We start from the raw sequence: 25,232 nt of genomic DNA, 5'->3' as shown, positions 1-25,232 counted from the left end.
GTTCTCGTCGAGGCGGGATCCGGCTCAGTTGGCGGCGTTCATCAGCGCGCGGGTGCTGCGGCCGAAGGGTCTCTTTTGTGGACGGTGTCGTAACTCGGGTTACCGAGCGGTGGTGCGAGACGATACGAGCCGTCGCTGTATGGCTTGTTCCATGGATGGCTAGCTCAACGTGTGGAGTTGACGTGTACGACAGCGCGAGAGCCGCTCTGCAGGAGCTGGAGAACGATCAGGTCTTTGAGCGGGTGGCACTGCATGTCTTGCGGGTCCGCTTCCCTGAGTTGCGGATCACGAGTGTCACGGGGGACCTTGGCCGGGATGCTTTTGGCCGCCCTCTGTTCGGTAAGGACGACAAGGTCGTTCTGTGGGTGAGTCTGCAGCAGAAGTGGACGAGCAAGCTGAAGTCCGAGCTGGTGAAGAACAGCAAGCACGACCGTCGAGCCGAGGCGATCTACGTCACGAATCGGTCGACCAACGAGAAGACCAAGGAGCGTTGGAGAACAACTGCGAGCAAGGACTACGGCGTTGCGCTGGAGATCTTCACTCTGGCTGAACTGGTGACCGAGTTGGAGACCGATGCCTTGCGGTGGGTGGCCGAGGTTGAGCTCGGCGTGCGTCCTCGGGCGCCCTACCGGTTGTCAACGTGGGCGCAGTATCTGGAGGTTCTTGCTGGATCGGTGCCGGGGATGATGGCGCCGGTAGTGGGGCGTGAGGTTGAATTGCAGGCGCTCGGGGCGGCGGTAGCCGAGGAGGGGCCGATGTCTCGGGTGGTTGTCGTGGAGGGGCCGGGCGGTGTCGGGAAGACCCGTCTGGCGATCGAGGCATCGCGGTCGGTGTCTGCGGTGCTGGTCGCGCCCACCGGCGTGGCGTTGGAAGCCGGTGCTTTCGCGGAAGTGCCGGTCGATCACTCCTTGATCGTTTTGATCGATGACGCCGACCGCGCACCCGACCTGACTGGCCTTCCGGCGCTGTTGCATGATGCGCGTTTCCAGCGGGTGCGTTTCGTTCTTACCGTCCGGCCCGGGCGCCGCCTGGGCGTGCTGCAGCGTTGGGGGGTGGAACGCTGGGCTGGTCCAGTTGTCGAATTGCGTCCGCTGGAGCGGTCGGCCGTCGACGAGCTCATCACCGGGCGCGGGATCCACAATCCGGCCTTTCGGCAGAGCGTCATTGGCCTGGCTCAGGGCAATCCTCTGATCGCTCACGCGGCTTGTGAGGCGGGCCTTGCCGCGGATAGGTTCGACTGGCCGCGTGCGGTGGACCTGTTGCGTGTCACGGTCGCAAGTCGTCTGCCGGCCGACGACCCCGCGCAGCAGCATCGGGCCGCGGCGGTGGCCTTGGCGTTGCTGGGCCCGGGCGCCGGCGGAGAGGACCTTGCCGCGCTGTCGGGTGCCGTCTCGACGCTGCCGCCGGAGCCGCATCGGCTGTCTGTCCTGCTGGATGAGCTATCCGACATGGGTTTGGCCGACGCTTCGCCGTACTCGGTGCGTCCGGCCCTGCTCGCTCCGGTTCTCCTCGCCGATGCGCTCGATTCTCACAGCCGCGTCCGGCTGGACGTGGACCGGGCGCTGAGCGTGCTGTTGGAGAGGGCCGGTCTCGGCGCAGGACAGGACGCGGTCTCTTCCCGTGAACGCCTGGCCTTCGGGGCGGCAGGGCTGGGGCCTCAGCTCAACACCCTGGCGCAGGCTGCGCACGACCGCGGAGATGCCGCGGTAGGGGCCCGTCTGGCGTCGAGGGTCCGTGCCCTGCTGTTGGACGACGCGGATCTGCGCTCATGGGCGACCGTGGTGGGCCTGGCCGGCGAGGTGGCTGTCGCCGCTCCCGGGATCCTCGCGGAGCTGTACGGGCTGCTGGTACAGAGGTGGCCGCTTACATCGTCGCCTCAGCTGTGGGGCGGCGGGGACCCGGTGGCGCACTACCGGCACGGATTGCTCCATCTCGGTGAACGGTTCGCCGAGCTCGCCCAGCACGTGGGACTCGATGCTGTGCCCAGTCCGGTGACCGTGGTGCTGGATGTGGCGTGGCTTATGGAACCGGCCCTCTCAGCCGAAGGCGCTGATCGACGCGACGGGGTCCTGCGCGGAATCGAGCAGTGGTGCTCAGCTCCGGCCCACGTCCTGCCGCAGGGATTTGACGCACTGTTTGAGCGGCGGCGCGAAGTCTTGCGGGTCATCACCCAATGGCACAAGGACCGTGCTGCGTCTGCGCCGCAGGGGCTGGATGCTCAGGACGCCGCAGTCCGCGGACCGGTCAGCCTTGCCCGTGTACTGCTGGCCGCTGTGCAGCCCCTGCTCCGCCTGACGGTGGAAAGCACAGGTGGCAGTCCCGAGTCGGCGAACACGATGACCCTGCATGCCGCAGTGCTGCCGGACCGCCCGGAGACCCTCGCGCTGCTACGCGAGGCACTCACCCTGCTGGTCCCGCTCCTGGACGAGCCCGCGCTGTACGGCGCCGAGGGCTTGCCCGTCCTGCACACACTCGTCTCCCTGCCCGGACAGCTGCGCAGCGAGAGCGCGCGGCCCATGGCGTTCTCCGGCGTCTCTTTGCCCGATCATGCGGTCGCAGTGTTGGACGCTGCAGCGGCTGAGTTCACCGAGCAGATCGCCGTCCGATGGAACTCGCTGCCGCTTTCGGTCAGGCGCAGCGCCGCGCAGGCCGTGCTCGGGCCTGATCCGCGGCCCCACACGCTCAGCGATGCTGCAGCGGCCGGGGACCGCGTGGCCGTCGAAGCACAGGCGGACACGACGCTGGCCCGTCTTCTGGTGCTGCAACCGCTGCGCGACAGGACCCCCTGGCGTGAGGCCCTGGAGGAGCAGCACGGCGCCGCGCAACGGCTGGGCACCGAGATGGACTTGCCCGAAGCTCTGCTGCTGCTGGACGAAACGAGCCCGAACGTCGCAGGTGTGGCGGTCGGCGCGCTTCCGTCTTTTGCCCGGGCGGTGGGGGCTGCCGCCGCTGATCCGCAGCCGGCACTCGAGAGGATCGCCTGCGCCTCACTGGCCGGCGAGGACGCGCTGCTGGCAGGTCTCGCTCGGCGTCACCCGGACGTGGTGTGGCCCTGGTTGGAGGAGCGTGTCGGTGATCCGCGCCTGGCCTCTGCCGCGGTTGCCTGTGCCGACGAGCATCCGGAGCGCGAGCCACGTCTGCTCGCCCTGCTGCTGGAGTTGGTCTCGGCCGGATCCGCTGCAGGCGGTGAGGTGGCGTCCCGGTTGACGAGGATCGTGAACTGGCATCTGATCCCGTGCGGGCAGACGCTCGCGCAGCGGATGGCCGTTGCTGCCTCCCTGGCATCGCGGTGTCCCGCCGGGGTCCTGCCCGACACGCTTCAGCTCATTGGTTTCCTCCTTCAAGAAGCCCGCAAAGACGGCACCCGCGTCGAGGCTGCGCTGGCGGATAAGTTCGCCGATGCCCTGCGTCGCCGATTCAGTGAGGCTGACGAGATCTCCGGGACCGTGCACTACGACGAGGACACGGCCTACGGCGCTGCCGCGATCGCTTCCTCTCTCCCGGAGGAGTTCACCGTTGTCACGGTCGAACAACTGCTGGCCACCGACGGCCGGTACGACCTGCCCCGTGCCTGGCAGCGCTCGCTTGAGAGGCTGACACCGCTCGAGCGTGAACAGCTGGTCGGCGCCTTCCTTCAGCGGATGGACGAGACGCGCACCGCAGGCGAGGTCAGCGACCGCATGGAACTGGCTGCCGCACGGCTCCTGACAGCACTCGGTGCGGGAACCGAGGCGTGGTCAGGCTGTGTGCGGCGGTGGTCATCAGGATCCCCAGCCGAGCGTCAGCGAGCCACAGCCGCCATCCAGCACTCATGGCAGATCCCGCTCTGGGCAGAGGCCGTTTCAGTCCTGCTGTCCGCGGGCATCGACGCCGCCTGCAGGGATGCACTGCTTGCCGGCATCGTCCTGCCGGGCCTGACAACTGATCTTCCCCATGACCTGCAGCCCCGCCGCACGGCCCTGGCCCCACTCCTGACCGCCGCCAACGCAGCGGTCCGGGGCTTCGCCTCCGACGCCCTGCACCGAATCGACGCCCTTGAGGAAGAAGACCGCCGGCAGGAAGACGACTTCAGTCGCGGATACCGCCGCTGACCGATACTCGGGGCGAGCTCAGACACCTCGAGGAGCGCCTCACAGACGAACCTCCGCGCTCCATGGCACGGTGATCGGAGCCGTTTCCGCCAAGGGTGGCCGCGGCGGCGCACGGGCTCCGAGCATGAGTCTGGTCCGTGCGTTGCCAGGGACGCGACGCCCTTCTGTAAGCGTTTTGTCCGCCACTGACATTGATACGCGTAGGCGGCTTCGGGCAACGGGCCCTGTGCTAGGCGTCGGTGGTGACGGCGGTCTTGTGCAGTGCGCCGGTTTCCCGGCGTGCGTCTACTCGGCTCTGTCATACGGCAGCAGTGGCAGCTTCGCTTGGCGAACATGTCCTTCCCGTGCAGCGAACGTCCCGGCTTTCCCGCACGCGGTCGCCCTCATTGGGCCTCCGCGGCCCGTCGTGCCTGTCTGCGGAGGGGATGCCGAGGCGATTCGCACTGCGCTGTGCCGGGCCGAACGGAAGGCGTCCGCCTCCCTGCTGGTGGCGGTCCGCCGGCTCACCGGACAGTACGAACAGGCCGTCCTCACCGGGCGGGACCCGTTCGCGTCCAAGCTGTACGCGGGGCTCGAGGGTTCGTGGCCCGCGCAGAGCCGTCCTGGGGCACCGGCGCCCACTGCTACGTTGAGGTGCCCTCGACGCTGACTGCTTTGTTCACCGAGGTCGTTGAGCAGGGAGGCGGCTGGGACGAGGTGGCCGACCAGTGGCTGCAGCCGAATGGGGTCGTGGTGCAGCAGCCGTTGATCGTCGCCCGGCCCGTGTCTACCTGCTGAGCCTGTCCTCCCCTGCCGAGCATGCGTTGTCCGGCCATCGCGCTGCTGGTGGCGCCTGCGGCTGTGCCGTGGGCCGTGTCGAGTCGTAGCGCAAGGCCACCGGCACCGGCTTGCTCTCCGTCGGCTGCGGCCGAACGCTCTCGCACCGCTGGTGCAATCGAGCCGTCCCGTGGAAGTTCCTGATCCCCACCGCGCACTGATGTCACTGTCTGTGACACCGTTGGACGCTGTCCCGCTGCGTGGAGGTCGCAGGGTGGGCGCCTATAGCGGCCCGGTGCGCTGCCGGTAGGCGTGGTGCAGGTCGGTCGTTTCTCCCCGGATACTCCCCAACATCCGATGGGTGCCAAAACCCCTGGTCAGGTGCCCGGCAGAAGCAGGGAGAGGAGATCACCCGCATCATTTCTCCCCAGGGACTCCCCAGAGCGCGTCATGGATCCGTTTTCGAAAGATGCGAGTGCGAACAGGGAGGGCGACCGGACGATCGCGTGCCCTCAGAGCCAGTCCCGTCGCTTGAAAATCACGTACAAAATGGCACAGACAACCCCCATCAGACCGATCGCGAAGGGGTATCCGAAGCTCCAACCCAACTCCGGCATGTGCTCAAAGTTCATGCCGTAAATGGTTCCCACGAGCGTGGGCGCGAAGAGGATCGCGGCCCAGCTGGAGATCTTCTTGAAGACGTCTTCCAGGCGGCCCTGACCTGCGGCAAGGCAGCCGCCCAGGTCTCTGAGCTGCACGGATCTGTCTTTCGTGGTCTTTCAGCTTTGCGTCTCGTTAGGCAGTCGATTCTCCCCACGCGCTCCCCAGAGACGCTCGTTCTCCCCAGATTCTCCCCAGAGGAGCTGTGGTTGAGGCGTATTAGGTGGAGTGCTGGAGGGCGTCCGATCTGCAGCATCGGTCACGGTGAGTGGGGGGGGCGAGTTGGACCGGAAGTGCGGCAGTGGGTTGTGTTCTGCTGGCCATCGGTGGAGTGCTGTCCGGTGAAGTGAGGGTGCCAGTGGGCGCCTCCTGGGGTGTGAATGCTGCGTCGGTCGGTGTCGTATCGCTGGGAACCGTAGGAGAGCGGCGCGCCATAGAGTGGCTGCTTCTGCCCTGGAAGCGGCGGGTTTGCCCGCCGGGGGATCCTCTGAAGTCGGATCGCTATGGCTGGCCGCAGTCGTCGTTGTTATATGGACCGGTTCCTGGACGGCCGCAGGGCGCCCTGACCGGTATCAGTGCGAACGACTTCCGCGTTCCCTTGAGTGCGACCTCGGCCGGATCACTCCCCCGTCGGCGGGGAGAGCGCGGCGAGGAGTTCCCGTCGGGTGGCGGTCTCCGGAACACCCCCGCGTCGGTGGGAAGAACGATCTTCCGCTCGTGGTCGCAGGTGATGACGGCGGAACACCCCCCGCGTCGGCGGGGAGAACTCGGACCTGCCCAAGTCCGCTCAGGCAAAAGCTGGAACACCCCGTCGGCGGGGAGAACCGCCGCTTGTAGAGCAGGTCAAGGGCGCCGTTCGGAACACCCCCGCGTCGGCGGGGAGAACAGGAATATGGACCACCTCACCGAGCGTGGCTAAGGAACACCCCTGCGTTGGCGGGGAGAACGTCGACGAGGTCGCCATCGTCACCACGAGCCGCGGAACACCCCCGCGTCGGCGGGGAGAACTGCACGGCGATCGGCAACCCGCTGCGCTGGGGTGGAACACCCTCGCGTCGGCGGGGAGAACAGCACGCTTTGGCGTTCCAGCCGCGTCGTCACCGGAACACCCCCGCGTCGGCGGGGAGAACTTCTTCGTGCTCCTGGTCGTGCCGTCCGCGGCCGGAACACCCCCGCGTCAGCGGGGAGAACGGACAACCCGGGTTCGGAGACCCGTGAGCCCCCGGAACACCCCCGCGTCGGCGGGGAGAACCGAGGCGGCATCGGCGACCGTGACCCAGGCAGCGGAACACCCCGCGTCGGCGGGGAGAACAACCTGCACATCGAACGGCAGGCGGTCGGACACGGAACACCCCCGCGTCGGCGGGGAGAACGAGGAGATCGAGCGCGAGGACGACACGGACGGCGGAACACCCCCGCGTCGGCGGGGAGAACATCACGGGACTTACCTCATGGACCTTGAGCGCCGGAACACCCCCGCGTGGGCGGGGAGAACTTATCCGCATGCTGACCACCTGACCCCACCCACGGAACACCCCCGCGTCGGCGGGGAGAACACGGCACCCACCCACTGCAGGTGAAGTACCTGCGGAACACCCCCGCGTCGGCGGGGAGAACTTCGACGCGCCCTGACCGCTGGCCTGACCGCCCGGAACACCCCCGCGTCGGCGGGGAGAACGTCTTCCCGTACGAGGTGAGGGTGCGGATGTTCGGAACACCCCCGCGTCGGCGGGGAGAACTGCGGCGTACATGCCCATCCAGGCCGTCTCGTCGGAACACCCCCGCGTCGGCGGGGAGAACTGGCGCTCCATCAGTAGGTCCGCGCGCGCGTCCGGAACACCCCCGCGTCGGCGGGGAGAACGGGGGCGTCGTCGGGGAACGCGGCGTCGAAGGCGGAACACCCCCGCGTCGGCGGGGAGAACGGGCCGATCATCTGCGGCCTCTGCCGCGAGGAGGGAACACCCCCGCGTCGGCGGGGAGAACACTTCGTGACCTGCAGCCTAGCGACCGGTTTGCCATCCCTTTGCCGAGTTCCGTGTGGAGCTAGGAGCGGCCATAGGGTCACCGTACAAGAGCGGTCCGAGGGGCGCGTTGTCAGTGGCCTGTGCTTGAGTCGAGGAGCTCTGGATTCGAGGTCGGGCTGCGAGGTGCACATGGTGAAGCGTCAGTTGCGCGACGTTCCTGATGAGTCGGTGTGGGCGAAGCTGCGCGGTCTTGATCCGTCTCTTCCGCCCTATCCGCTGGTGCGGCACTTGCTGGATGCTGCGGCGATGGCCTTGTGCCTGTGGGACCGCTATTTCTCCGAGAGCCAGCGGCGGTGCATCGCCGCGGGGCTGGGGCTGGCCGATGATCGTGGGCAGGCTCGTGCCTTGGTGGGGTTGTGTGCCGGGCTGCACGATATCGGCAAGCTGTCTGGGTTCCAGTTCTGTGATTCGCGTGGCCGTGCGCTGCTGGGCGAGGAGCTTGTGCGGGACCCGGGGAAGATCGGGGTGGAGAAGCTGGGGCATGACGTGGCCGGGATGACGGCGGCGCCTGCGGTGCTCGCGGCGCTCGGGTTCGACGACGATATGACTGAACTCGGGGCGGTCGACCGTGTCGCGGAGATCATCGGCGGCCATCACGGGCGGTTCTTCCGTCTGGAGCGCGAGGTGACCGATACGGCGCACTACCAGGCGCTGCTGGGCGGTTGGGCGTGGGCTCGGCAGCGGGCCGCCCACTCGGCCACGGTGTTCAAGGCGCTCCGCTCTCCTCGGCCGCCGACACAATTCAAGGCGCCTGCGGCGGTGTTGGTGACAGGCGTCGTGATCCTCGCGGACTGGCTGGTCAGCCAGGAGCACTTCCTGGCGCGGCGACAGCGTCGCCTGAATGTGCCGCTGGAGCGGCACTTCGCCGAGGTGTGCACTGAGGCGGAACGCCTGGTGCGGGAGGCCGGGCTGCTGCCCGCGGAGTTGGAGCGCAAACCGTTCGCCGAGGCGTATGGCATCGACGGAGAGCCCAACCCGCTTCAGCGGTCGATCGCACAAGACCTTGCCCACGCGATTCCCCAGCGGGAAGCGGCAGCCGGGAAGGCGGGAATCCTGCTGGTGACCGCCGCACCGGGGGATGGCAAGAGCGAAACAGCGCTGGAAGCGGAGCGGGTGCTCTCTTCCGCCTTCGGGACGCGCGGATTCGTATTCCTGCTGCCGACCATGGCCACGAGTGACCAGATGCACGGCCGTGTCACGGGGGTGCTGGCTCGCCAGAACGGGAGCCGTGCCGGGCTGACGCTGATCCACAGTATGGCCTGGCTCAGCAGCGCGTACGGCGATGACGACCTCAAGACGGGGTCGCAGGTCCTTGTCTGCGAGGGCGAGGATGCTCATGGCGGCCAGGGGCGTGATCCGGCGAGGCCGGGGCCATGGCTGCGCGGCGCGAAGCGTCCCTTGCTGGCCCAGTATGCTGTGGGCACCGTGGACCAGGCGCTCATGGCGGTGCTGCCGGTACGGCACAACGGCCTGCGCCTGCTGGCCCTTTCCGGCAAGACCGTCATCGTCGACGAGGCACACGCCTACGACCCGTACATGCAGGTGCTGCTCGGCCGGCTGCTGAACTGGCTGGGTGCGTACGGAGTTCCGGTGATCCTGCTGTCCGCGACGCTGCCGGCCTCGGTCAGCGATCGGCTGATCAAGGAGTACTTGCAGGGCGCCGGGCACCGCGCAAAAGACCTCGCGGAGCAGTCGTTCAAAGCGCCCTATCCGGGCTGGTTGTATGTGGACGCCCAGGGTGACACGGAGGGCAAGGTCTCCGGTGTGGAGATGTCGCAGACCAGCCAGGCGGAGCAGGCGGCCCAGCGCTCCATGACCCTGCGAGTCCAGGTGGAGCCTGTGGCCGACGCCCCCCGGGAAGGTGCCGGCGGCCGGCTCGCGGTCATCGAGCGCTGCCTGCAGCCTCTGGTTACGGAGGGCGGCTGCGCGCTCGTGGTGTGCAATACGGTGGGCGAAGCGCAGGCGGCATACACCCGGCTCCGAGCCCGCTTTGAGCGGCAGGGCCTGGGCGCCGATGATCTGCAGCTCCTGCACGCCCGGTTCCCGGGCGATGCGCGAGAGGCACGCACCCGGGCCGTCACCTCCGGGATGGGCCGCACAGGGCCAAGGCCGCAGCGCCGGATCATCGTGGCCACCCAGGTCGTGGAGCAGTCGCTCGACCTCGACGCCGACGTGGTGATCAGCGATCTGGCTCCCCTGGCCCTGTTGCTGCAGCGGGCCGGGCGCTGCTGGCGGCACGAGACCTGGTGGGCCGAGCGCGGCCGTCCGTGCGGGCGGCCGCGTCCGGCCTGGGCCGCTGAAGCGGGCCCTCGGCTGGTCGTGCTGGATCCGCTGGCGGCCAACGGCCAGGTCCCCAAGCAGTGGGGGACGGTCTACGCGGAATTCCTGCTGATGAACACCTCCCAGCTGCTCGCCCAGGAACGGACGCGATCCATCTGTGTCCCCGCCGATGTCCAGGACCTCGTCGAGGAGGTGCACGGTCATCGCGCGGATCAGTTCGACTGGGAGCATCCTGAGCGGTCGGCCGCCTGGTCGGCATATGCCGGGGAGGACCTCGCCCACCGGGCCGCGGGCAACGCCGTCGTCATTCCTCAGGCGAGGAGGGTGCGGGGGCTGCGGTCCCTGCACCATCTGAACGGTGCGGAAGACGAGTGGCGGGCCGCGACGCGGCTGGGGGCGGACTCGGTCCGCCTGCTGTGTGTCTACGGACAGGAGGACGGCGCGGTCACCCTCGACGTCAGCGGTGCCGAACCGCTGCCGGTACCCGCCCCCGGCGCTCGGATGGCGAGGGACGACGTACGACGCGTGATGGGCAAGACGATCCCGGTGCGCGCGGACTGGTTCCAGGGGCAGGAGGATGCTCACCGGCCGCCGGATGCCTGGAGCGATCATCCGATGCTCGGCGATCTCATGCTCCTCACGCAGCCGGTACGCGATGGCCGGGCGTGTGCAGTTCAGGTCGGCCGTAAGCGTCTGTGGCTGGATGAAGATCTGGGACTCGTGTGTGAGTGACGCGAGCAGCATCGCCCGTGTTGGCGGTGCACCCCCACGTCGGTGGGGAGGACTCGGCAGCTGAAGCTGTGCTGTGCCGTCACGCGGAACACCCTCACGCTGGTGAGGACGCGACGGCGGCGCTCGCGGTCACGCGCTGCCGGGACGGACCCGGCGTCGCCTCAGGATCGCCGGTCCGTCGGTCGGCGACACGTCTCGGCCACGACCAGAACCAGGGTTCCGCACGTCGTGCCGACAGCAGGCGGGGGCTCGAGCGCGAGGACAGCGATGACGATGAGCGGCTGAGCGTGATGTCACTGATCCGGCTGCGAGTGCGGCGCGGCGGTGTGTAACTGCATGAGCGCTCGTGTCGATGTGGGTGCAGACGTCACGCGCGTCAGCTCGACGGACTGTGTCAAGTGCCGTGGATGCAGGGCGAGTTCTACCACTGGTGGCGCTTTCACCCTTCCGAAGATTTCAGAACACCTTCGGGCTTCTCGGGGCGGCCGGTCAGGCTGTCTGGTCCACTGTCTCCCGCGGCCGAACCCGGGACTGTCGGTGGCGCCTGCTTCACTGCCAAGTGCTCTCCCTTCGAAGTCTGTTGGGGGAGTGCTGCGGTGTCCTGTGTGGGTCCAGTCGAGAGAGGGCGAGGGTGAAGCTGGTGGGGTTTGATCTGCGAGACGAACCGTGGATTCCCGTACGTCTGGCCGGGGCATCGGCTCGGGTCGGGCTGCGGATGCTCTTCCAACGGGCGCATGAGATCGCTGACTTGGAGCTTGCGGTGCCGCCGGCCGCGTCCGGGCTGCTGCGCATCCTGGCGGCCCTGGCCGCACGCATCGCGCGTGACGGTCAGGCGCGATTGGGTGACGCGCAGCAGGCCGAGGACATCGATGACTGGTTCGCGCTGCGGGCGAAGATCCTGACGCGGAAGAAGTTCGATCCCAAGGCGGTCGATGACTACTTCGACCAGGAGGAGCTCGCTGGGCGCTTCGATCTCTTCGACGTGGACCGGCCCTTCCTGCAGGATCCGCGGCTGCGTGAGGAGTGCGTCGATGGCCGGGGGGAACCCAATCCCTCGGGTGTGAACAAGCTGGTCCTAGGACGCCCCACCGGTGTCAACGGGGCCGTGCTGTTCGGGCACTTCACCGATGGAGCTCCCGTGCCCGTCCCGGCCGCTGAGGCGGCCTGGCACCTGATCGCGCAGCTGTACTACGGGCCATCGGGGCAGTGCACCCCGCGCCGGATCACCTCCATCAAACCGGGCAACGGTGATGCGGGACCGCTGCGCAAGAGCGTGTCCTTTCACGTGTGGGCTCCCGACCTGTTCAGCACGCTGGTCCTCGCGGTGCCCGCCCCGCTGGATGCCCCCGGCTTCAACACCGTGGACAGGTGCCCCTGGGAGGAGCCGCTTCCCGATCCCGCCGTGCCCGCCGCACTGACCTGGCCCGGCCGCCTGCTGACCGGCCGGGCGCGGCACGCCGCGCTCCTGGTGCCCTCGGCTGACCACACGGCGGTCACCGACGCGTACATCACCTGGGCCACTCACCTGCCTCCGGCCGCGACCCCGGACCCCTACGTCGTGCTGGACATGCCCAAGGCCGGCGGCGCCCCCTACGCGCGTCCCGCCGATGGGCAGCGCGCGCTGTGGAGGGATCTGGACGCGCTCTTGCTAAAGGGCAGCACCCAGTCCCAACGGCCCCGCACGTTCGAGGACCTGCCCCGCTCGCTGCGGCCCGCCCTGCGGGTGCGGGCCTACGGATTCCACCAGGACGGGCAGCAGAAGGACGACAGCTGGTACGAGGCGACCACACCGCCGGTGCTGGGCTGGCAGCAGGACGGCACACCGGAGAACGAGGAGATGGCCTGGCGGGTGGCGCGCTGCCACCAGGCCGCCGAGGAGGTCGGCGACCGGCTGCACTACGCGGCCCGCCTGGCATGGAAGCTGACCACCGATCCGCCAGATGACCCCACGGCGAAGGTCAGGCTGGATGCCAAGAAACCGGGGCCGTGGGCCGGACGGGCGCTGGCACGCTACTGGCCCGCGGCCGAAGGCGTGTTCTGGCACCTGCTCACCCCCGGCCAGATCGATGTCGCGCCGCATGCTCCCTTCGTGCGCGCCGCGCTGGGCGCGCTCGATGAGGCGCTGGGATCCGCCCGGGCCGATGTACGGGCCGCCCGCGCCCGCGGTCGCGCCCGGGCCACGCTCCGCGCGCTGATCCCCGCCGGCCCTCCGAGTGAAACGAGGACGTGAGATGACCTCCACCGCAGCACCCCCTCCCACGGGGAAACAGAAGCGGATCGAACGCTGCGATGCCTTCGTCGGCTACGTCCATGGCCTGTGCCGGGACAAGAAGGCGCAGGCCGATCTGCGCACCGGCCTTGGCCTGCCGGTGGAACGCTGCCACTACCTGCACCGTTACCTCGTCCCCCGGCTGCCCCCGGAACGGCTGGCGGTGGATGTCCGGCGGGCGCACTACGCGGTTGCGGCACTGATCGCCGGGCGGCCCCGCAGCGCGCGAGACGCCGATGCGGCGGCCGCCGCGGCCGGACCCGCCGCCCCGGCGGCGCAGGAGTGGTGGAAGCGGCCCAACCTGGGGGTCTCCCTGGCGCACGCGGTCAACAAGCAGGCCCTCAAACCCGCATCGGCCGAGGGCGACCTGCACCTGATGACCCGCCAGAGCACCGACGCCATCCACCCGCGGCTGCCCTCCCTGACCCGGCACCTGCTCACCAGCTCGGTGACGGTGGACTGGGCCGTGCTGCTCGAAGACCTTGCCTGGTGGAACTACGACCGGGACCGGATCGCCACGCGCTGGCTGGAGAGCTACTTCCGTACGCGCACCTTCGACGATCTCGACGACGAAGCCAAGGAGCCCAACTAGTGTCACTGTTCGTTGATTTCAGCGCCATCCAGTCGGTCCCGGCCGCCAACCTCAACCGTGATGATCTCGGCTCGCCGAAGACCGTGACCTACGGCAACGTTTCCCGGATCCGTGTCTCCAGCCAGTCCTGGAAGCGGGTGATCCGCCACGGCGTGGAACACGATCTCGCCGAGCGCGCCGCCCGCACCCGTCTGGTGCCGCTCAAGGTCAAAGAGGCACTCCAGCGGTTCGGCTGGCCCGCGGAGCTGGCCGAGTTCGCCGGCGCCCAGGTCGCCGCGAGCGCGGGCAAGAAGCCGCTCAAGACGGAGAAGGCGGGGCACACCTCGGTGCTGCTCTTCCTGCCGGAGAGCGGCATCGATGAGCTGACCGCCGTATGCGCCGAACACCGTGAGGCGCTGGAGAAGGCCCTGGACAAGAAGAATCCCGGCGCTGTGCTGCCCCCCGCCCGCATCGAGGAGATCCTCAAGCGGCGCACGGCCTCCATCAGCCTGCTCGGCCGCATGCTCGCCGAGCTGCCCGGAGCCAACGTCGACGGCGCCGCCCAGGTCGCTCATGCCTTCACCACCCATGCCAGCGAGCCCCAGCGGGACTACTTCACCGCCGTGGACGACTGGCTTGGCGAGTCCGAGACCGGCAGCGGCCACCTGGACACGGCCGAGTTCAGTGCCGGTGTCTTCTACCGCTTCGCCTCGGTCAACGTCACCGACCTGCTCACCAACCTCGACGGCGACCGCAAGGCCGCCCGGACCGTTCTGGCGTCCTTCGCGGATCAGTTCCTCATGTCGCTGCCGCAGGCCAAGAAGAACAGCACGGCGCCCCACACGATCCCCGACCTGGCCTACCTCGCCGTCCGCACCGGACGGCCCATCTCGCTTGCCGCGGCCTTCGAGACACCGGTCGCCGCCGACCGGACAGGAGGCCATTCCGCCCCCTCCCGCCAGGCCCTGGCCGCCTACGCCAGCGACATCAACCGCCTCACCGGAAACCGCAACCGGCCCTTCCACGGCCACGCCGGTGTCAGCGGCGCGCCGCTGGAGGGCATCGGAAGCGCCTACACATCCTTCCCCGACCTGACCGAGGTGGCCATCGCGGCAGCGCTGCCCGAGCCGGGAGAGCAGCAGTGAACGGCATGCTCCTGCGCCTGGCCGGGCCCCTGCAATCGTGGGGCGAGCGCTCGGCGTTCAGCCCGATGCGCGACACAGCCTCCTTTCCCACCCGGTCCGCACTGATCGGCATGTTCTGCGCGGCGCAGGGCCTGGCCCGCGACGAGAGCGAGGCAGAGCTGAATCGCTGCGCCGGCCTGGAGTTCGCCATCCGCATCGACCGGCCCGGCACACGCATGATCGACTATCACACGGTCGGCGGGGGACTGCCCAAGCAACTGACCGCGGCGACCAGCGGCGGCGACCACAAGGGCAACGCAGTGATCACCCGCCGCCACTACCTGTCCGACGCGGTGTTCACCATCGCCGTCACCGGCGCGGACGACGACATCGCCCGGATCGCCGCCGCGCTCCACCAGCCCTACTGGGCCCCCTACTTGGGGCGGCGCTCATGCGTGCCCGACGAGCCGTTCCTGCTGCGCGCGTCCGTGGACGACCCCGTACGCGAACTGATGGAACACGTCCCGCTCAGCCTCCCCGCGGCCGGCGAGCACCCCCCGCCCCCGGAGGCACGGCACATCCCGGTGGCCTTCCTCTGGGAACGCTATCCCCGCCCCCAGCTGCCCGACGACGCCGTCACCCTCACCGCCAACGACGTCCCGATCAGCTTCGCCCAGCACGGCCGAAGCCACGGAAAGCGCCGCCTGCACCGCACCACCGAGCCGCTCGCCGCCACCTTGCGAGGTGACCAAGCCACCCTGCACCAGCGGCTGATCGACTACGCCAAGAAGGACACATGAACACCACAGCGGACCTCGCCCGCATCCACCTCAACCCCCACAGCCGCGAGGTCCAGCGCGACCTGCGCGATGCCACCCAGATGCACAAGACCCTCATGCGCCTAGTCCCCGATGACCTCGGCGCCACGCCACGCCAGGACACCGGCCTGCTCTTCCGCCTCGACGAAAGCCCGGACGCCAGCACCCTGCTCGTCCAGGCCACCGCACCCCTGGACCCCAGCCGCCTGCCCACCGGGTACGGCCACACCGAGATCAAGGACCTGGCGCCGCTCTTCGCCGCCCTGCGCGAGGGACTCGCCGTCCGCTACCGCATCACCGTCAACCCCGTCAAACGCGAACGCCTGCCACTGGAACAGAAACACCAACGCGGCAAGATCGTGCCACTGGCCGGGCCGGAAGCCGACCAGTGGTGGACACGCCGCGCCACCGAGGCTGGCCTGCACCTCAACGCCATGCTGCCCACCCCGCAACGCCCGGTGCAGCCCCGAGGAACCGACGCCCCGCCCATGCGGCACAGCCTCATCCGCTACGACGGCACCGCCACGGTCACCGACCCCAAGGCCCTCGCCATCGCCCTGCTCACCGGCATCGGACGCGGCAAGTCCTACGGCGCGGGCCTGCTCAGCCTCGCCCCCGCCACCGGCCGGTGAGCGCACCCCGCCGGGGCGGCGACGCCCGCAAGCGCCTGGCCGCCCCCACCCTGGCCATGCTGCCGCGCGTCGCTGACTCCCTGTCCTTCCTCTACCTCGACATGGTCCGCGTCGTCCAGGACGACACCGGTGTCTGCGCACAGATCCAAGTCGACGACCACACCGACACCGTGTATGTCCCGACCGCCGCCCTCTCCTGCCTCCTGCTGGGCCCCGGCGTCTCCATCACCACCCGCGCCCTGGCCACCCTCGCCCGCCACGGCACCAGCGTCGTGTGCACCGGATCAGGAGGCGTACGCACCTACGCCGCAGTCCTGCCGGACTCACTGACCACCCACTGGCTCGAACAACAGGTCACCGCCTGGAGCGACCCCGACAGACGCCTCGACATCGCCGTACGCATGTACGCGATGCGCTTCGGCGCCGACGTACCCGAATCCGTCACCCTTGACCAACTGCGCGGCATGGAAGGCCAACGGATGAAGGCCCTCTACCGCATCCTCGCCCAGCAGCACGGCATCGGCCGATTCCGCCGTAACTACCACCCCGACCAATGGGAACAGCAAGACCCCGTCAACCTCGCCCTGTCCGCGGCCAACACCTGCCTCTACGGCATCGTCCACGCCGCGCTGCTCGCCCTGGGCTGCTCACCCGCCCTCGGCTTCGTCCACGCAGGCAACCAACACGCCTTCGTCTACGACATCGCTGACCTGTACAAGGCCGACACCACACTGCCGGTCGCCTTCTCCCTGCACCAATCTGACAACCCCGAGCCAGAAGCCCGGCGCAAGTTCCGCGAAGAACTCCGCCTCTTCCGCCTCCTTCCCCGCATCGTCCAGGACCTCCAAAACCTCCTCACCCCCGATGCGGACACCACGGAACCTCCGGACCGGCACGACGTCGACATGGTCCACCTGTGGGACCCGCAGGCCGGCGTCCTCCCCGCCGGCGTCAACTACGCACCGGAGGACACCTGACATGCCCGCCATGCTGGTCATCGCCACCACGGCCGTTCCCGATCACCTGCGCGGTGCCCTCAGCCGCTGGACAACCGAAGTCGTCCCCGGCATCTTCGTCGGCACCGTCTCAGCCCGCGTCCGCGATCAACTCTGGGAAGCCGTCACCGACACCGTGGCCGACGGCGCAGCCGTCCTGGTCCACCCCGCCGCCACCGAACAGGGTTACGCAATCCGAACGGCCGGCACCCGCCGCCGCGTGCCCACCGACTACGACGGCCTCACCCTGATGCGCATGACAGCTGCCCAACGGCCCCCCACCCAGGCAAAGGCATTGCAAAGCCCCCGCTAATGGCCAGGTCAGGAAGTGTGCTCCCCGCCGACGCGGGGGTGTTCCGCACTACGCCAAGACGCCCGAAGCGATCGATTTGTGCTCCCCGCCGACGCGGGGGTGTTCCGCGAGTTGCCTGGCGCGGACCACATCCCGGATCGTGCTCCCCGCCGACGCGGGGGTGTTCCGGAGCCCAGGGAGACGTTGAAGGCGGCAACAGCGTGCTCCCCGCCGACGCGGGGGTGTTCCGTCCCACCGCTTCGGCTTGTCGCTCGGCGTCTCGTGCTCCCCGCCGACGCGGGGGTGTTCCGGCCACGGTCCAGGCCGCCGACCTCGCCCGGCTGTGCTCCCCGCCGACGCGGGGGTGTTCCGCTGCTGTACGACATCTGCGGGATCGAGGGCGCGTGCTCCCCGCCGACGCGGGGGTGTTCCGGCGGTGAGCTGTCGGGCGGTGTTGCGGGGCAGGTGCTCCCCGCCGACGCGGGGGTGTTCCGACCCCGACCGGGGATGGTCGGGGCCCTGACGTGTCCTCCCCGCCGACGCGGGGGTGTTCCGGAGTTCACGACGTCCAGGACCGGCTTCGTGAAGTCCTCCCCGCCGACGCGGGGGTGTTCCGGCGCGCTGCGACAGCGCCCATGTGTGTGACCGGTCCTCCCCGCCGACGCGGGGGTGTTCCGTTCGGCACCCGCCGCTACGAGAAGGCCCTCATGTGCTCCCCGCCGACGCGGGGGCGTTCCGCCAACGGGGATGCCGGTGCCGGCACCGCCTCGGTCCTCCCCGCCGACGCGGGGGTGTTCCGTTCCAGACGGGCAGCGGCACCAGCGAGCCGCTGTGCTCCCCGCTGACGCGGGGGTGTTCCCCTGAGACCCGGCGGTCATCGGCGGGCGCAGTAGTTCAAGCCCAGCTCATCCCTTGCTGTCGGGCAGGGCGAGGACGAGGCGGACATGTTCCTTCATGACCATCAAGCCCTCCGAGAGCTCGGCTGTCGGAGCTTTCACCGAGTGCATGCTGATGGACGGGCGTGCCTCACGGTCGGTATCCCAGGTCCTGATGTCGGCCCGCAGTCGCTCGGCAAGGTTTTCCCCGTCCGGTCCGTGCCCGATCGCCCCGAGCTCCCACAGCGGTGCCTCGCCCTCGACGCGTCGTGTGGTGAGGTAGGCCAGCGATCCGTCCTGGACCAGAGCCGGGCCGTACACCTTTGCCTTCGCGGACGTGCACAGCCCGGAGTCGAAGGCACTTTGGTCAGCCCGGATCCCGCACGTGCCCGGCTCGGTTGCGGTCAGCCGCAGCCATACTCCGTCCCAGGATTCGTTCGGCCCCAACGTGACGCCCGTCCGCAGAACGGATTTCGGGTGGTCAAGGACGCCGTGGAGTCGGTCCGGATCGATGTTCTGGTCCATGTCCCAGCGGAGCGTGACGCTCTCGGCATCGTCGACCGCGGCCGTCTTCTCGCCGCCCTGGCCGACCATGGGCACGAACCCACACAGCTCGATCGACTCTGAGCGCCAGGTGTCGCCGTCACGGACGAAGGCGACACTGCGGGACTGCCCCCGCCACCGCAGCGGTACCACCAGCCGTGCCCCGTCGGCGAACTGGGCGAGGAGGCCGGGCGGCAGGTCCCAGGGGCCGACGGTGAAGATGCCGCGCTGGTAGGGGGCGTACTCGGGCGCGCCGAACGCCCCGTCGCGGGTGAGCGCGATGACGTCGCCGTACCCGGTGTAATCCAGGCGTGAGCGGGCTTCGGTGGCCACCTCAGCGTTGCTGTCGAGGGTCACCACACCTCCGCTGGGTCCGGTGAGAAGGCGCAGGAGGGCGGCGTTGTAGCCGGTTCCGGCCCCGGCTTCCAGGACGTTGTCGCCCTCGCGGACGGCGAGTTGGTCGAGCATCATCGCCATCACGGTCGGCTGGGTGGCGCAGCTCAGCGATTTCCCGTCCTCGAACCGTTTGGTGATCACGGTCCTGTTCGCGTAGGCCGTCTCCACGTCGCTGCCGGGGAGGAAGAGGTGGCGCGGCACCGTGCGGAGTGCCTCCTCGACGCGCGGATCGGTGGCGTGTCCGGCGGCGAGGATGTGGTCGACCAGGCGGTTGCGCAGCTCCGAGGGGAGGGCGGGGGATTCGGCAGGTGTGTTGGTCATCGGAGTCCTTGAAGCGAGGGCCGTCATCGCGTGGCGGCGGGGTGAGAGCAGTGACCGGGCGAGTGGGGCGCGGCGGGTCAGCCGTCCAGGAGCAGGCAGGCATCCCAGGCGGTGTCGGCTGTCGTGTCGACGACCGTGGTGGGCGGTGACGTGCCCGGCCGACACAGGTGGATGCCTTCGGGGCCTTCGAGTAGCCCGCCGCGCTCGGGTATCTGCTCGCTTTCGGCCCAGTGAGCCAGCCGGTCTCGCAAGGCGGGCAGGGCGGGGGCGAGTTCGCCGCTGGTGTCGTCGTCGACGGCTCGTTCTACGGTGCGTACGAGTCCGGCCCAGCCGTGGCAAAGGGAGCCGTCGGTGAGCTGCGACAGTTGCGCATCGTCGCGTACGCACGCAGCGAGGGCCTGCCCGGCGTGGTCGAGACGTGACTTGTCGGCCAGGGCGAGGGCGGCCAGTTGCTGGGCGCGGGCCACACCGGGGGTGCCGTAGCACCACGAGGGGCGTTGGGGAGTGCTGGCGGTGACGGTGCCCGTCGCCCATTCGTCAGGGGTGATGAGGCCGGGCCACCACACGCCGTCGGCTCGGGTGGGGCGCTGCCAGCGGTCCAGGTCGGCGACGATTCGGCTGATCGCCTCGGTCTGGCCGTCGATGGCGATGCCGCGTCGCATCGCGGCGGCGAGGAGCGCAAGGGGGCCGGTGACGCCGTGAGCGAGGCCGAGGTTGCCGTGCCCGCCGGGCCATGTCGCCGACGGCTTGCCGTTGGGTCCGTCGCTGCTCCACCAGCCGGGCATCCCGTCGTCGAGCGGGTGGGTGAGGCGTACGAGGTAGGCGAGGACCTCGCGCAGCAGGTCTCCGTCGCCGTGCCGGTGCAGGAGGTAGACGCCCAGGCCGGTCAGGCCGCGCGTCAGGTCGAACTCCCGTAGTCGCGCGGGTTGGTGGGAGCTGAGACGGTGATGTGCCGCGCGAAGGCGGTGGCGGATGAGGGCGGCGATCGGGCGGTCCAGGCTGGTCAGGGCGCGCTCGTAGGCGGGGTGGCCCGCGGTGTTCAGAACGTAGGCGATGGCGGGGACACCGAGGAACAGCCCGGCCAGGTTGGGGTGCGCGGTCGCGGGGCGGGTGGTCATGGCGGTGGCCCACCGGTGGGCGCTGTCCCAGCTTCCGCGACCGGTACGTGCGCGGGTGATGTGGAGCAGGACCGTGCCGGGCGCGCCGTGGGCCAAGGACTGGCTCCACCACGGGTCTTGGTGGGTGGCAGCCAGCTGAGGCATCGGTGCGGACATCACCGGGGCACCTCGGTGGCGCGCAGGGCGAGGGCGGCGTGGCGGGTCATACGGCGGCAGGCCCGCTCATGTTCGCGGTCGATGCCGAGCGCCCGGTTGTGGTGCATGTGCAGCAGGGACTCCAGCACCGTGTCCACGTCTGCCTGCGGTGGCAGGGCGTTGCGGTAGCGGGCCAGGGCGTCGCGGCGGGCGAGGCGGGCCGTGGTCATCGGGGTGGGCCAGGCGGTGGGATCGTCCCACTGGCCGCCGCGTACGGCGGTGGTGACCTGTTCGGTGATCGTCCGGTCCGGGACGGCGTCCGGGGCCGGGCGGGCGGTCAGCCACTGGACCGCCTCGGCCGTCCCGCCGAGCAGGCCCTGGCAGATGTCCCACATGTTCAGCGCGACGAGTGCGGCCGGGGCTGCGTCGACGGGATGCTGGAACTCGGAGAGGACCGTACGGGAGTCGGCGGCAAACACCGCCTCGGCCGCCTGGATCGCCGCCGGGCCGCCGTAGCGGCCGGACTCGGGCCGGTAGGTGTCCAGCGCCAGGCCGCCGCACAGCCCGCGCGCCCGTAGGTCTTCCGCCCAGGTGCCGATGGCCTCGGCGTGGGTGGCGAACTTGTCGGAGCGGATGCGCAGCCTGAGGTGGTCGCGTTCAGTGGCGCTGCGGTAGCGCACGAACCACCACGCCGGACCGTCGGCCAGTTCAGCGATGAGGCGGGGGAGGTGCGCGCCGATGATCTCCTCATGCCGCTCCGGATGCGCCCAGATCTTGGCGTACAGCCACCGCGAGCCGGAAGCGGCGGGCAGGTGGCCGTGGCTGCGGCTGTCGGTGAGCGGCAGAGGTCCGTCCAGGCGGGGTGCGGGAGTTGGCGGCTGGGTGGTGACCAGGGGCAGCGCGAGTTCGTGGGTGTGCCCCCGGAGCCAGCCGTACTCGGTCGCCGACTGTGCGGTCTCAACGAGTTCGGCCAGATCGCAGCGCGCCAGATGGGAGCGGAGGAGCGCGGCGTGCGACGCCTCGTTCAGGTCCAGCCGCAAGGTCCGGTCCGCGTCCCGCAGCTCGACGCGGACGGGGCAGTGCCAGCGCTCCCGCCACGCCTTCAAGGCCCTCCGCCATGCGGTCAGTTCGGTATTCGAAGGTGGCAGTTCGGCGGCCGTCAGCCGCCAGCGGGCCGGGGACAGGATGGTGCGGCCGTAGCGGACGCGCGGGAGGTGAGGCAGGCGGGCGGTGTGCGGGCCCCAGTCGAACTCATGCCATCCGGCGGTGAACGCACGCGGCAGGTGGGCCAGGAACCGGGCCAGCGGCGGTGGCTGCTTGCCCAGGGACAGGGCGTGGAACACCTGCGGCTCGACCACCCGGCGCCTCGACAGGCTGACCAGGTGCAGTGCGTCGCGGGTCGCCGTTACGGCAAGGTCGTCCAGCGCGATGATCTCCGCTTCGGTGCCCTTGTTCTGGGGTGAGGAGCAGAGTCCGCGGTGTTCGCCCAGCGGCAGCACGTGGTCCAGGTAGGCGGGCACACGGCAGATGTTCTCCGCATGTGGATAGATCGGCGGGAAGGAGAGCTGCACCGGCAGTGCGCCCTCGGTGGCGGCGGGAACGGTGCGGTAGGTGCCTTCGAGGCCGGTGCCGGAGGCGGTGGTGGTGAACCGGGAGGTGAGTGTCCCGGCCGCGCGGGCGGGGGAGACCGTCAGCGTGAACTCGCCGCGTTCCAAGGCCCGTGGGCTGGTCGCGAGGATGCGCGCGCTGAGTTCGACGTGAGGCGGGACCTGGATCGCGCGGCCGCCGGTGGGGATCGTCAGCGCGGTGATGGTTTCCTCGGTCAGGACGACCTCCCGGCTGTGGTCGGCGGCCGACTCCCACGCGAGGGACAAGAGGTGCTCGTCGCGTTCGGCCGTGCTGTCGCTGGGTGGCTCGGGCCGGGTGCTGCCGGGGTATCCGGCCGGGTAGCCGATGCCGGTGTCGGGGTGGATGGCGTCGGCGAGCGGGACGAGCGTGTTGATGCCGAAGTGGTCGCAGAATGCCGCATGGAAGTCCCGCCATACCGCCTGGCCGCCAGGCTGCCGTGTCAGCCGGGCGATCACGCTCGCGGCCCGCTCCGCTTCGTGGACGACGCTTTCGGGGATACGTGCCTGGCAGTCCAGTCGCAGGTCTACCGACAGCGGCGTACGCCCGGCCTTGGATACCTCCCGCATCCGCACGGTCAGATCGTTCCGCAAGCGTGCCCGCAGGACTCCCGCTGTGGAGTCGGCGTTGTGGTGGGCGACGTCGGCCTGGACCGACTCCAGCAGCCGCAGCAACGGCACGGCCTCACCCACACGGTCCACGTGCGCCTCGCGGAGCCGATCCACGACGTGGCCGAGAGGGTCGGTGACGGTGAACGGAGCACGTAGCCCGGTGATGAGAAACCCGCGCCGCACAAGCTCGGCGAGCAGAGCGCGAACCTTTTCCGGGGGTACTTCGGGGAACGCTCCTGCGATCTTGTCGGCCACGATGGAGACGAGGGAGGGACGCGCGGTCGCGTCCCTCACGGCTTGCACGGCCTCGGTGTGCCGCACGCTCACCCTGTCGGGGCCGTGGGGTAGTTCGATGCGCGTTCCCCGCTGTACGGCGAGGTTGCTGAACTCCACCTCAAGACGGTCCAGTACCGCGGGCAGGCTCTCCAGCAGCCCGACGATGTCGGCCAGCCATTCGGCGCCGACGCGAACGAAAGGGCGGTGCTCTTCGCCCCACGTGATGTGGGCGTCTGCTCCGATGCTCACGGGCGCGACCCCGGCGAACAGCGCGAACGGTGTGGGGCGTCCGGTGGCGCGCAGTAGGTAGCGCATGACGGCCGCCGTCGCCCGGCGTACCTGACGATCCCACGCGGGCTCTGCGCCCAGGAGCTTGGCGACGCGAGCGGCCAGGGCCGGGCTGGCCTGGCTGATCGCTTGGGCGAGGCCGGGGCTTCCCCACACCTGCCGCAGCCAGCTGCGGCACCCATCCGGGTTCGCGAAGTCGGGCCAGGTCGTGGGGGCGTGGGTGAGCGGCAGTGCCGTGGACCGCAGCAGGGCGACCCCGGTGTGCCGGTAGAGCAGCGTCATGAGTCGTCCTCCGGCTGTGGGCATGCGAGGGCATGCGAGTGGTAAGGGGTGGGGCCAGGAACATCTCCCGGCCCCACCCAGACAGGGTTACGACGTCACACGCTGCTGTTGCAGGAGGAGTCGCAGGTCGGGTCACAGCCGTCGTCGGTGGTGCACGGGGTGTCGTCGCCGTTGGAGGGATCCGTCGTCACGCTCACGTCGAGGTCGAACGGGTCCCGTTGTGACGCGGTGGTGTTGGGCATGGTCTTGTCTCCTTCTCCTCGGGGTAGTGCGAGGTACGGGTGGTACGACCGGTCACCCGGCGGGGGTGCCGGAGTCGGATGGCTCGGTGAGACGACGGCCTCCACAGCGGTGTCGGGAACGGACGCCGGGACCAATGCCTGCGCCGACTGGTCGGTCAGGTCCTGGCGCACCGAGAGGCCCAGCAGGCCGAAGCCGGTCAGGACGGCCACCCACCACGTCAGAACGGCAGCGCCCTCGCCGAAATCCTGTAATCGGTTACGCCCGCGCTTGTCACGGGCAACAGCGGTGCGGATGCGGTGGTCGGTCATCTCACGGCCCCGCCAGCGCGGGAGCGGCCTGGGCGACCAGCTGTGGGGTGAAGCCGTCCGACATCGCGAAGCGCGGTTGCCCCAGCGCCCGCCAGCACACACGGTTTCCGGTGAAGGCCGTCCGCGCGTGCAGCCATCGCCGGTTGTCCAGCACGTACCCCTGCCCCGGCGCCATCGGCATGAGGAGTCGGTGGCGGGCGATCGCGGCGCGCAGGGTGGGCAGGTAGGGCTGCACGATCGGGCTGAAGCGGGCCAGCCCGTCAAGGCGCAGCCGCACCGCGACCTGGTGGTCTTCGTAGAGGGTGAAGACCTGACTGGGGTGGCCGTCCCCGGCGCCGAAGTAGGCGCTGCGGGGCTGGGCGAGCGCGTATGCCGCCGCGCGCGCACCGGTCACCAGGTCGGCGTGCACGGCCCTGCCGTCCACGAGCACGCTGTCACCACCTGTGCGGGCCGCCTGGCAACAGACCAGCATCATCAGTCGGGGCGGGTTCGGCGCCCCCGAGCGTTCGGTATGGGGTTCCAGCGGGCCGTTGCCGAATCCGGCGAACCCGGCCCGGTGCGTGTGGCGGCGGGTGTCGCGGATCGTGGTGATGCCGTCGGAGTCGGAGTCCCGGTGCGGGATGACGGCCATGATCTGAGCAGCCAGCGCGAGGGCATCGGTGCGCGAGTCGATGCCGGTCAGGGTGATGAGCCCGCGCTTGCGTACTCCGTCCGTGATGCGGTCGATGGCGCCGGGCCGGGAGGCGTCGATGCGGTGGCCGCTGAACAGGCCATCGGTCTGCTGAGGAACGTGGCGCATCGCAGAGCTCCTTCTCACGACGGCGGACATGCATTCAGGGTGGTGAGCGGGAGGCCAGGGGGTAAAGCGACAGATTGTCGACTCGGGCAATCCGCGCACGGCGGTGGCGAGTTGAACGTGGCGTGCTACGTTCCGAATGCCCGTGACCGGCCGCGAACTTGAAGGAC

15 protein-coding genes and 2 CRISPR repeat arrays are annotated in these 25,232 nt (G+C 69.7%); of the genes, 9 read left to right on the top strand and 6 right to left on the bottom strand.

The features are described from left to right. Window positions 1–182 precede the first annotated feature (182 nt). The gene (locus ACIO9J_RS14990; RefSeq protein WP_401998043.1) at window positions 183–4,091 is read left to right on the top strand and encodes a hypothetical protein; all 3,909 of its coding nucleotides are present in this window, start codon (window positions 183–185) and stop codon (window positions 4,089–4,091) included. A gap of 1,268 nt (window positions 4,092–5,359) precedes the next feature. On the opposite strand, the gene ACIO9J_RS14985 is transcribed toward ACIO9J_RS14990, so the two are convergent. Continuing rightward, the gene (locus tag ACIO9J_RS14985; protein WP_401998040.1) at window positions 5,360–5,605 is read right to left on the bottom strand and encodes a CorA family divalent cation transporter; all 246 of its coding nucleotides are present in this window, start codon (window positions 5,603–5,605) and stop codon (window positions 5,360–5,362) included. A 518-nt stretch (window positions 5,606–6,123) separates the two neighbouring features. Continuing rightward, window positions 6,124–7,490: direct repeats of the CRISPR family, unit length 28 nt; unit sequence GGAACACCCCCGCGTCGGCGGGGAGAAC. Between the two features lie 170 nt (window positions 7,491–7,660). Here ACIO9J_RS14985 and cas3 point away from each other — a divergent pair. From cas3 to cas2e, 8 genes are all read left to right on the top strand, one after another. Then, complete coding sequence (gene cas3, locus ACIO9J_RS14980; RefSeq protein ID WP_401998037.1) at window positions 7,661–10,543, top strand: CRISPR-associated helicase Cas3'; 2,883 nt, start codon at window positions 7,661–7,663, stop codon at window positions 10,541–10,543. Window positions 10,544–11,174: 631 nt separating this feature from the next. Then, complete coding sequence (gene casA, locus ACIO9J_RS14975; RefSeq protein ID WP_401998034.1) at window positions 11,175–12,773, top strand: type I-E CRISPR-associated protein Cse1/CasA; 1,599 nt, start codon at window positions 11,175–11,177, stop codon at window positions 12,771–12,773. 1 nt (window position 12,774) lies between these two features. Further along, window positions 12,775–13,404: a type I-E CRISPR-associated protein Cse2/CasB gene (gene casB, locus ACIO9J_RS14970; RefSeq protein ID WP_401998031.1), complete on the top strand. Its 630-nt coding sequence runs from the start codon at window positions 12,775–12,777 to the stop codon at window positions 13,402–13,404. Next, window positions 13,404–14,528 (top strand): type I-E CRISPR-associated protein Cas7/Cse4/CasC, encoded by a 1,125-nt coding sequence (cas7e, locus tag ACIO9J_RS14965; RefSeq protein ID WP_401998028.1) that lies wholly within the window; start codon window positions 13,404–13,406, stop codon window positions 14,526–14,528. Before casB ends, cas7e begins: the two co-directional genes overlap by 1 nt. Window positions 14,529–14,533: 5 nt before the next feature. Further along, on the top strand, window positions 14,534–15,307 hold the full coding sequence (gene cas5e, locus ACIO9J_RS14960) for a type I-E CRISPR-associated protein Cas5/CasD (protein WP_401998649.1): 774 nt from the start codon (window positions 14,534–14,536) through the stop codon (window positions 15,305–15,307). After that, window positions 15,304–15,957 (top strand): type I-E CRISPR-associated protein Cas6/Cse3/CasE, encoded by a 654-nt coding sequence (gene cas6e / locus ACIO9J_RS14955; protein ID WP_401998026.1) that lies wholly within the window; start codon window positions 15,304–15,306, stop codon window positions 15,955–15,957. Before cas5e ends, cas6e begins: the two co-directional genes overlap by 4 nt. Before the next feature lie 56 nt (window positions 15,958–16,013). Further along, window positions 16,014–16,934 (top strand): type I-E CRISPR-associated endonuclease Cas1e, encoded by a 921-nt coding sequence (gene cas1e, locus ACIO9J_RS14950; RefSeq protein WP_401998646.1) that lies wholly within the window; start codon window positions 16,014–16,016, stop codon window positions 16,932–16,934. A 1-nt stretch (window position 16,935) separates the two neighbouring features. Then, the gene (gene cas2e / locus ACIO9J_RS14945) at window positions 16,936–17,265 is read left to right on the top strand and encodes a type I-E CRISPR-associated endoribonuclease Cas2e (protein ID WP_401998023.1); all 330 of its coding nucleotides are present in this window, start codon (window positions 16,936–16,938) and stop codon (window positions 17,263–17,265) included. A 20-nt stretch (window positions 17,266–17,285) separates the two neighbouring features. Next, a CRISPR array of direct repeats spans window positions 17,286–18,104; the repeat unit is 26 nt; unit sequence CTCCCCGCCGACGCGGGGGTGTTCCG. Window positions 18,105–18,149: 45 nt separating this feature from the next. On the opposite strand, the gene fxlM is transcribed toward cas2e, so the two are convergent. The 5 genes from fxlM to ACIO9J_RS14920 form a co-directional block, all read right to left on the bottom strand. Continuing rightward, window positions 18,150–19,379, bottom strand: coding sequence for a methyltransferase, FxLD system (gene fxlM / locus ACIO9J_RS14940; RefSeq protein WP_401998020.1), 1,230 nt, complete (start codon window positions 19,377–19,379; stop codon window positions 18,150–18,152). Window positions 19,380–19,456: 77 nt separating this feature from the next. Beyond that, window positions 19,457–20,653 carry a lanthionine synthetase C family protein gene (locus ACIO9J_RS14935; RefSeq protein ID WP_401998017.1) on the bottom strand — a complete coding sequence of 399 codons (1,197 nt, stop codon included), beginning with the start codon at window positions 20,651–20,653 and terminating at the stop codon, window positions 19,457–19,459. Beyond that, the gene (locus tag ACIO9J_RS14930) at window positions 20,653–23,715 is read right to left on the bottom strand and encodes a lantibiotic dehydratase (protein WP_401998014.1); all 3,063 of its coding nucleotides are present in this window, start codon (window positions 23,713–23,715) and stop codon (window positions 20,653–20,655) included. The genes ACIO9J_RS14935 and ACIO9J_RS14930 overlap by 1 nt, the downstream gene beginning before the upstream one ends. A 95-nt stretch (window positions 23,716–23,810) precedes the next feature. Further along, window positions 23,811–24,266 carry an FxLD family lanthipeptide gene (locus ACIO9J_RS14925; protein WP_401998012.1) on the bottom strand — a complete coding sequence of 152 codons (456 nt, stop codon included), beginning with the start codon at window positions 24,264–24,266 and terminating at the stop codon, window positions 23,811–23,813. Window position 24,267: 1 nt separating this feature from the next. Continuing rightward, window positions 24,268–25,065 carry a TauD/TfdA family dioxygenase gene (locus tag ACIO9J_RS14920; protein ID WP_401998010.1) on the bottom strand — a complete coding sequence of 266 codons (798 nt, stop codon included), beginning with the start codon at window positions 25,063–25,065 and terminating at the stop codon, window positions 24,268–24,270. Between the last annotated feature and the right edge of the window lie 167 nt (window positions 25,066–25,232).

Source organism: Streptomyces sp. NPDC087300 (assembly GCF_044744425.1).
Taxonomy (GTDB): Bacteria; Actinomycetota; Actinomycetes; order Streptomycetales; family Streptomycetaceae; genus Streptomyces.
Note: the sequence above shows the minus strand (reverse complement) of the source record. Positions and strands in the feature narration are given on the sequence as shown.

Bases quoted from the DNA above. Each gene is read 5' to 3' on its own strand.
- cas2e (WP_401998023.1), top strand. From the start codon at position 16,936: ATGCCCGCCATGCTGGTCATCGCCACCACGGCCGTTCCCGATCACCTG.
- ACIO9J_RS14930 (WP_401998014.1), bottom strand. From the start codon at position 23,715: ATGACGCTGCTCTACCGGCACACCGGGGTCGCCCTGCTGCGGTCCACG.
- ACIO9J_RS14935 (WP_401998017.1), bottom strand. From the start codon at position 20,653: ATGTCCGCACCGATGCCTCAGCTGGCTGCCACCCACCAAGACCCGTGG.
- cas1e (WP_401998646.1), top strand. From the start codon at position 16,014: ATGCTGCCGCGCGTCGCTGACTCCCTGTCCTTCCTCTACCTCGACATG.
- fxlM (WP_401998020.1), bottom strand. From the start codon at position 19,379: ATGACCAACACACCTGCCGAATCCCCCGCCCTCCCCTCGGAGCTGCGC.
- casB (WP_401998031.1), top strand. From the start codon at position 12,775: ATGACCTCCACCGCAGCACCCCCTCCCACGGGGAAACAGAAGCGGATC.
- ACIO9J_RS14920 (WP_401998010.1), bottom strand. From the start codon at position 25,065: ATGCGCCACGTTCCTCAGCAGACCGATGGCCTGTTCAGCGGCCACCGC.
- cas3 (WP_401998037.1), top strand. From the start codon at position 7,661: ATGGTGAAGCGTCAGTTGCGCGACGTTCCTGATGAGTCGGTGTGGGCG.
- ACIO9J_RS14925 (WP_401998012.1), bottom strand. From the start codon at position 24,266: ATGACCGACCACCGCATCCGCACCGCTGTTGCCCGTGACAAGCGCGGG.
- cas6e (WP_401998026.1), top strand. From the start codon at position 15,304: ATGAACACCACAGCGGACCTCGCCCGCATCCACCTCAACCCCCACAGC.
- cas5e (WP_401998649.1), top strand. From the start codon at position 14,534: ATGCTCCTGCGCCTGGCCGGGCCCCTGCAATCGTGGGGCGAGCGCTCG.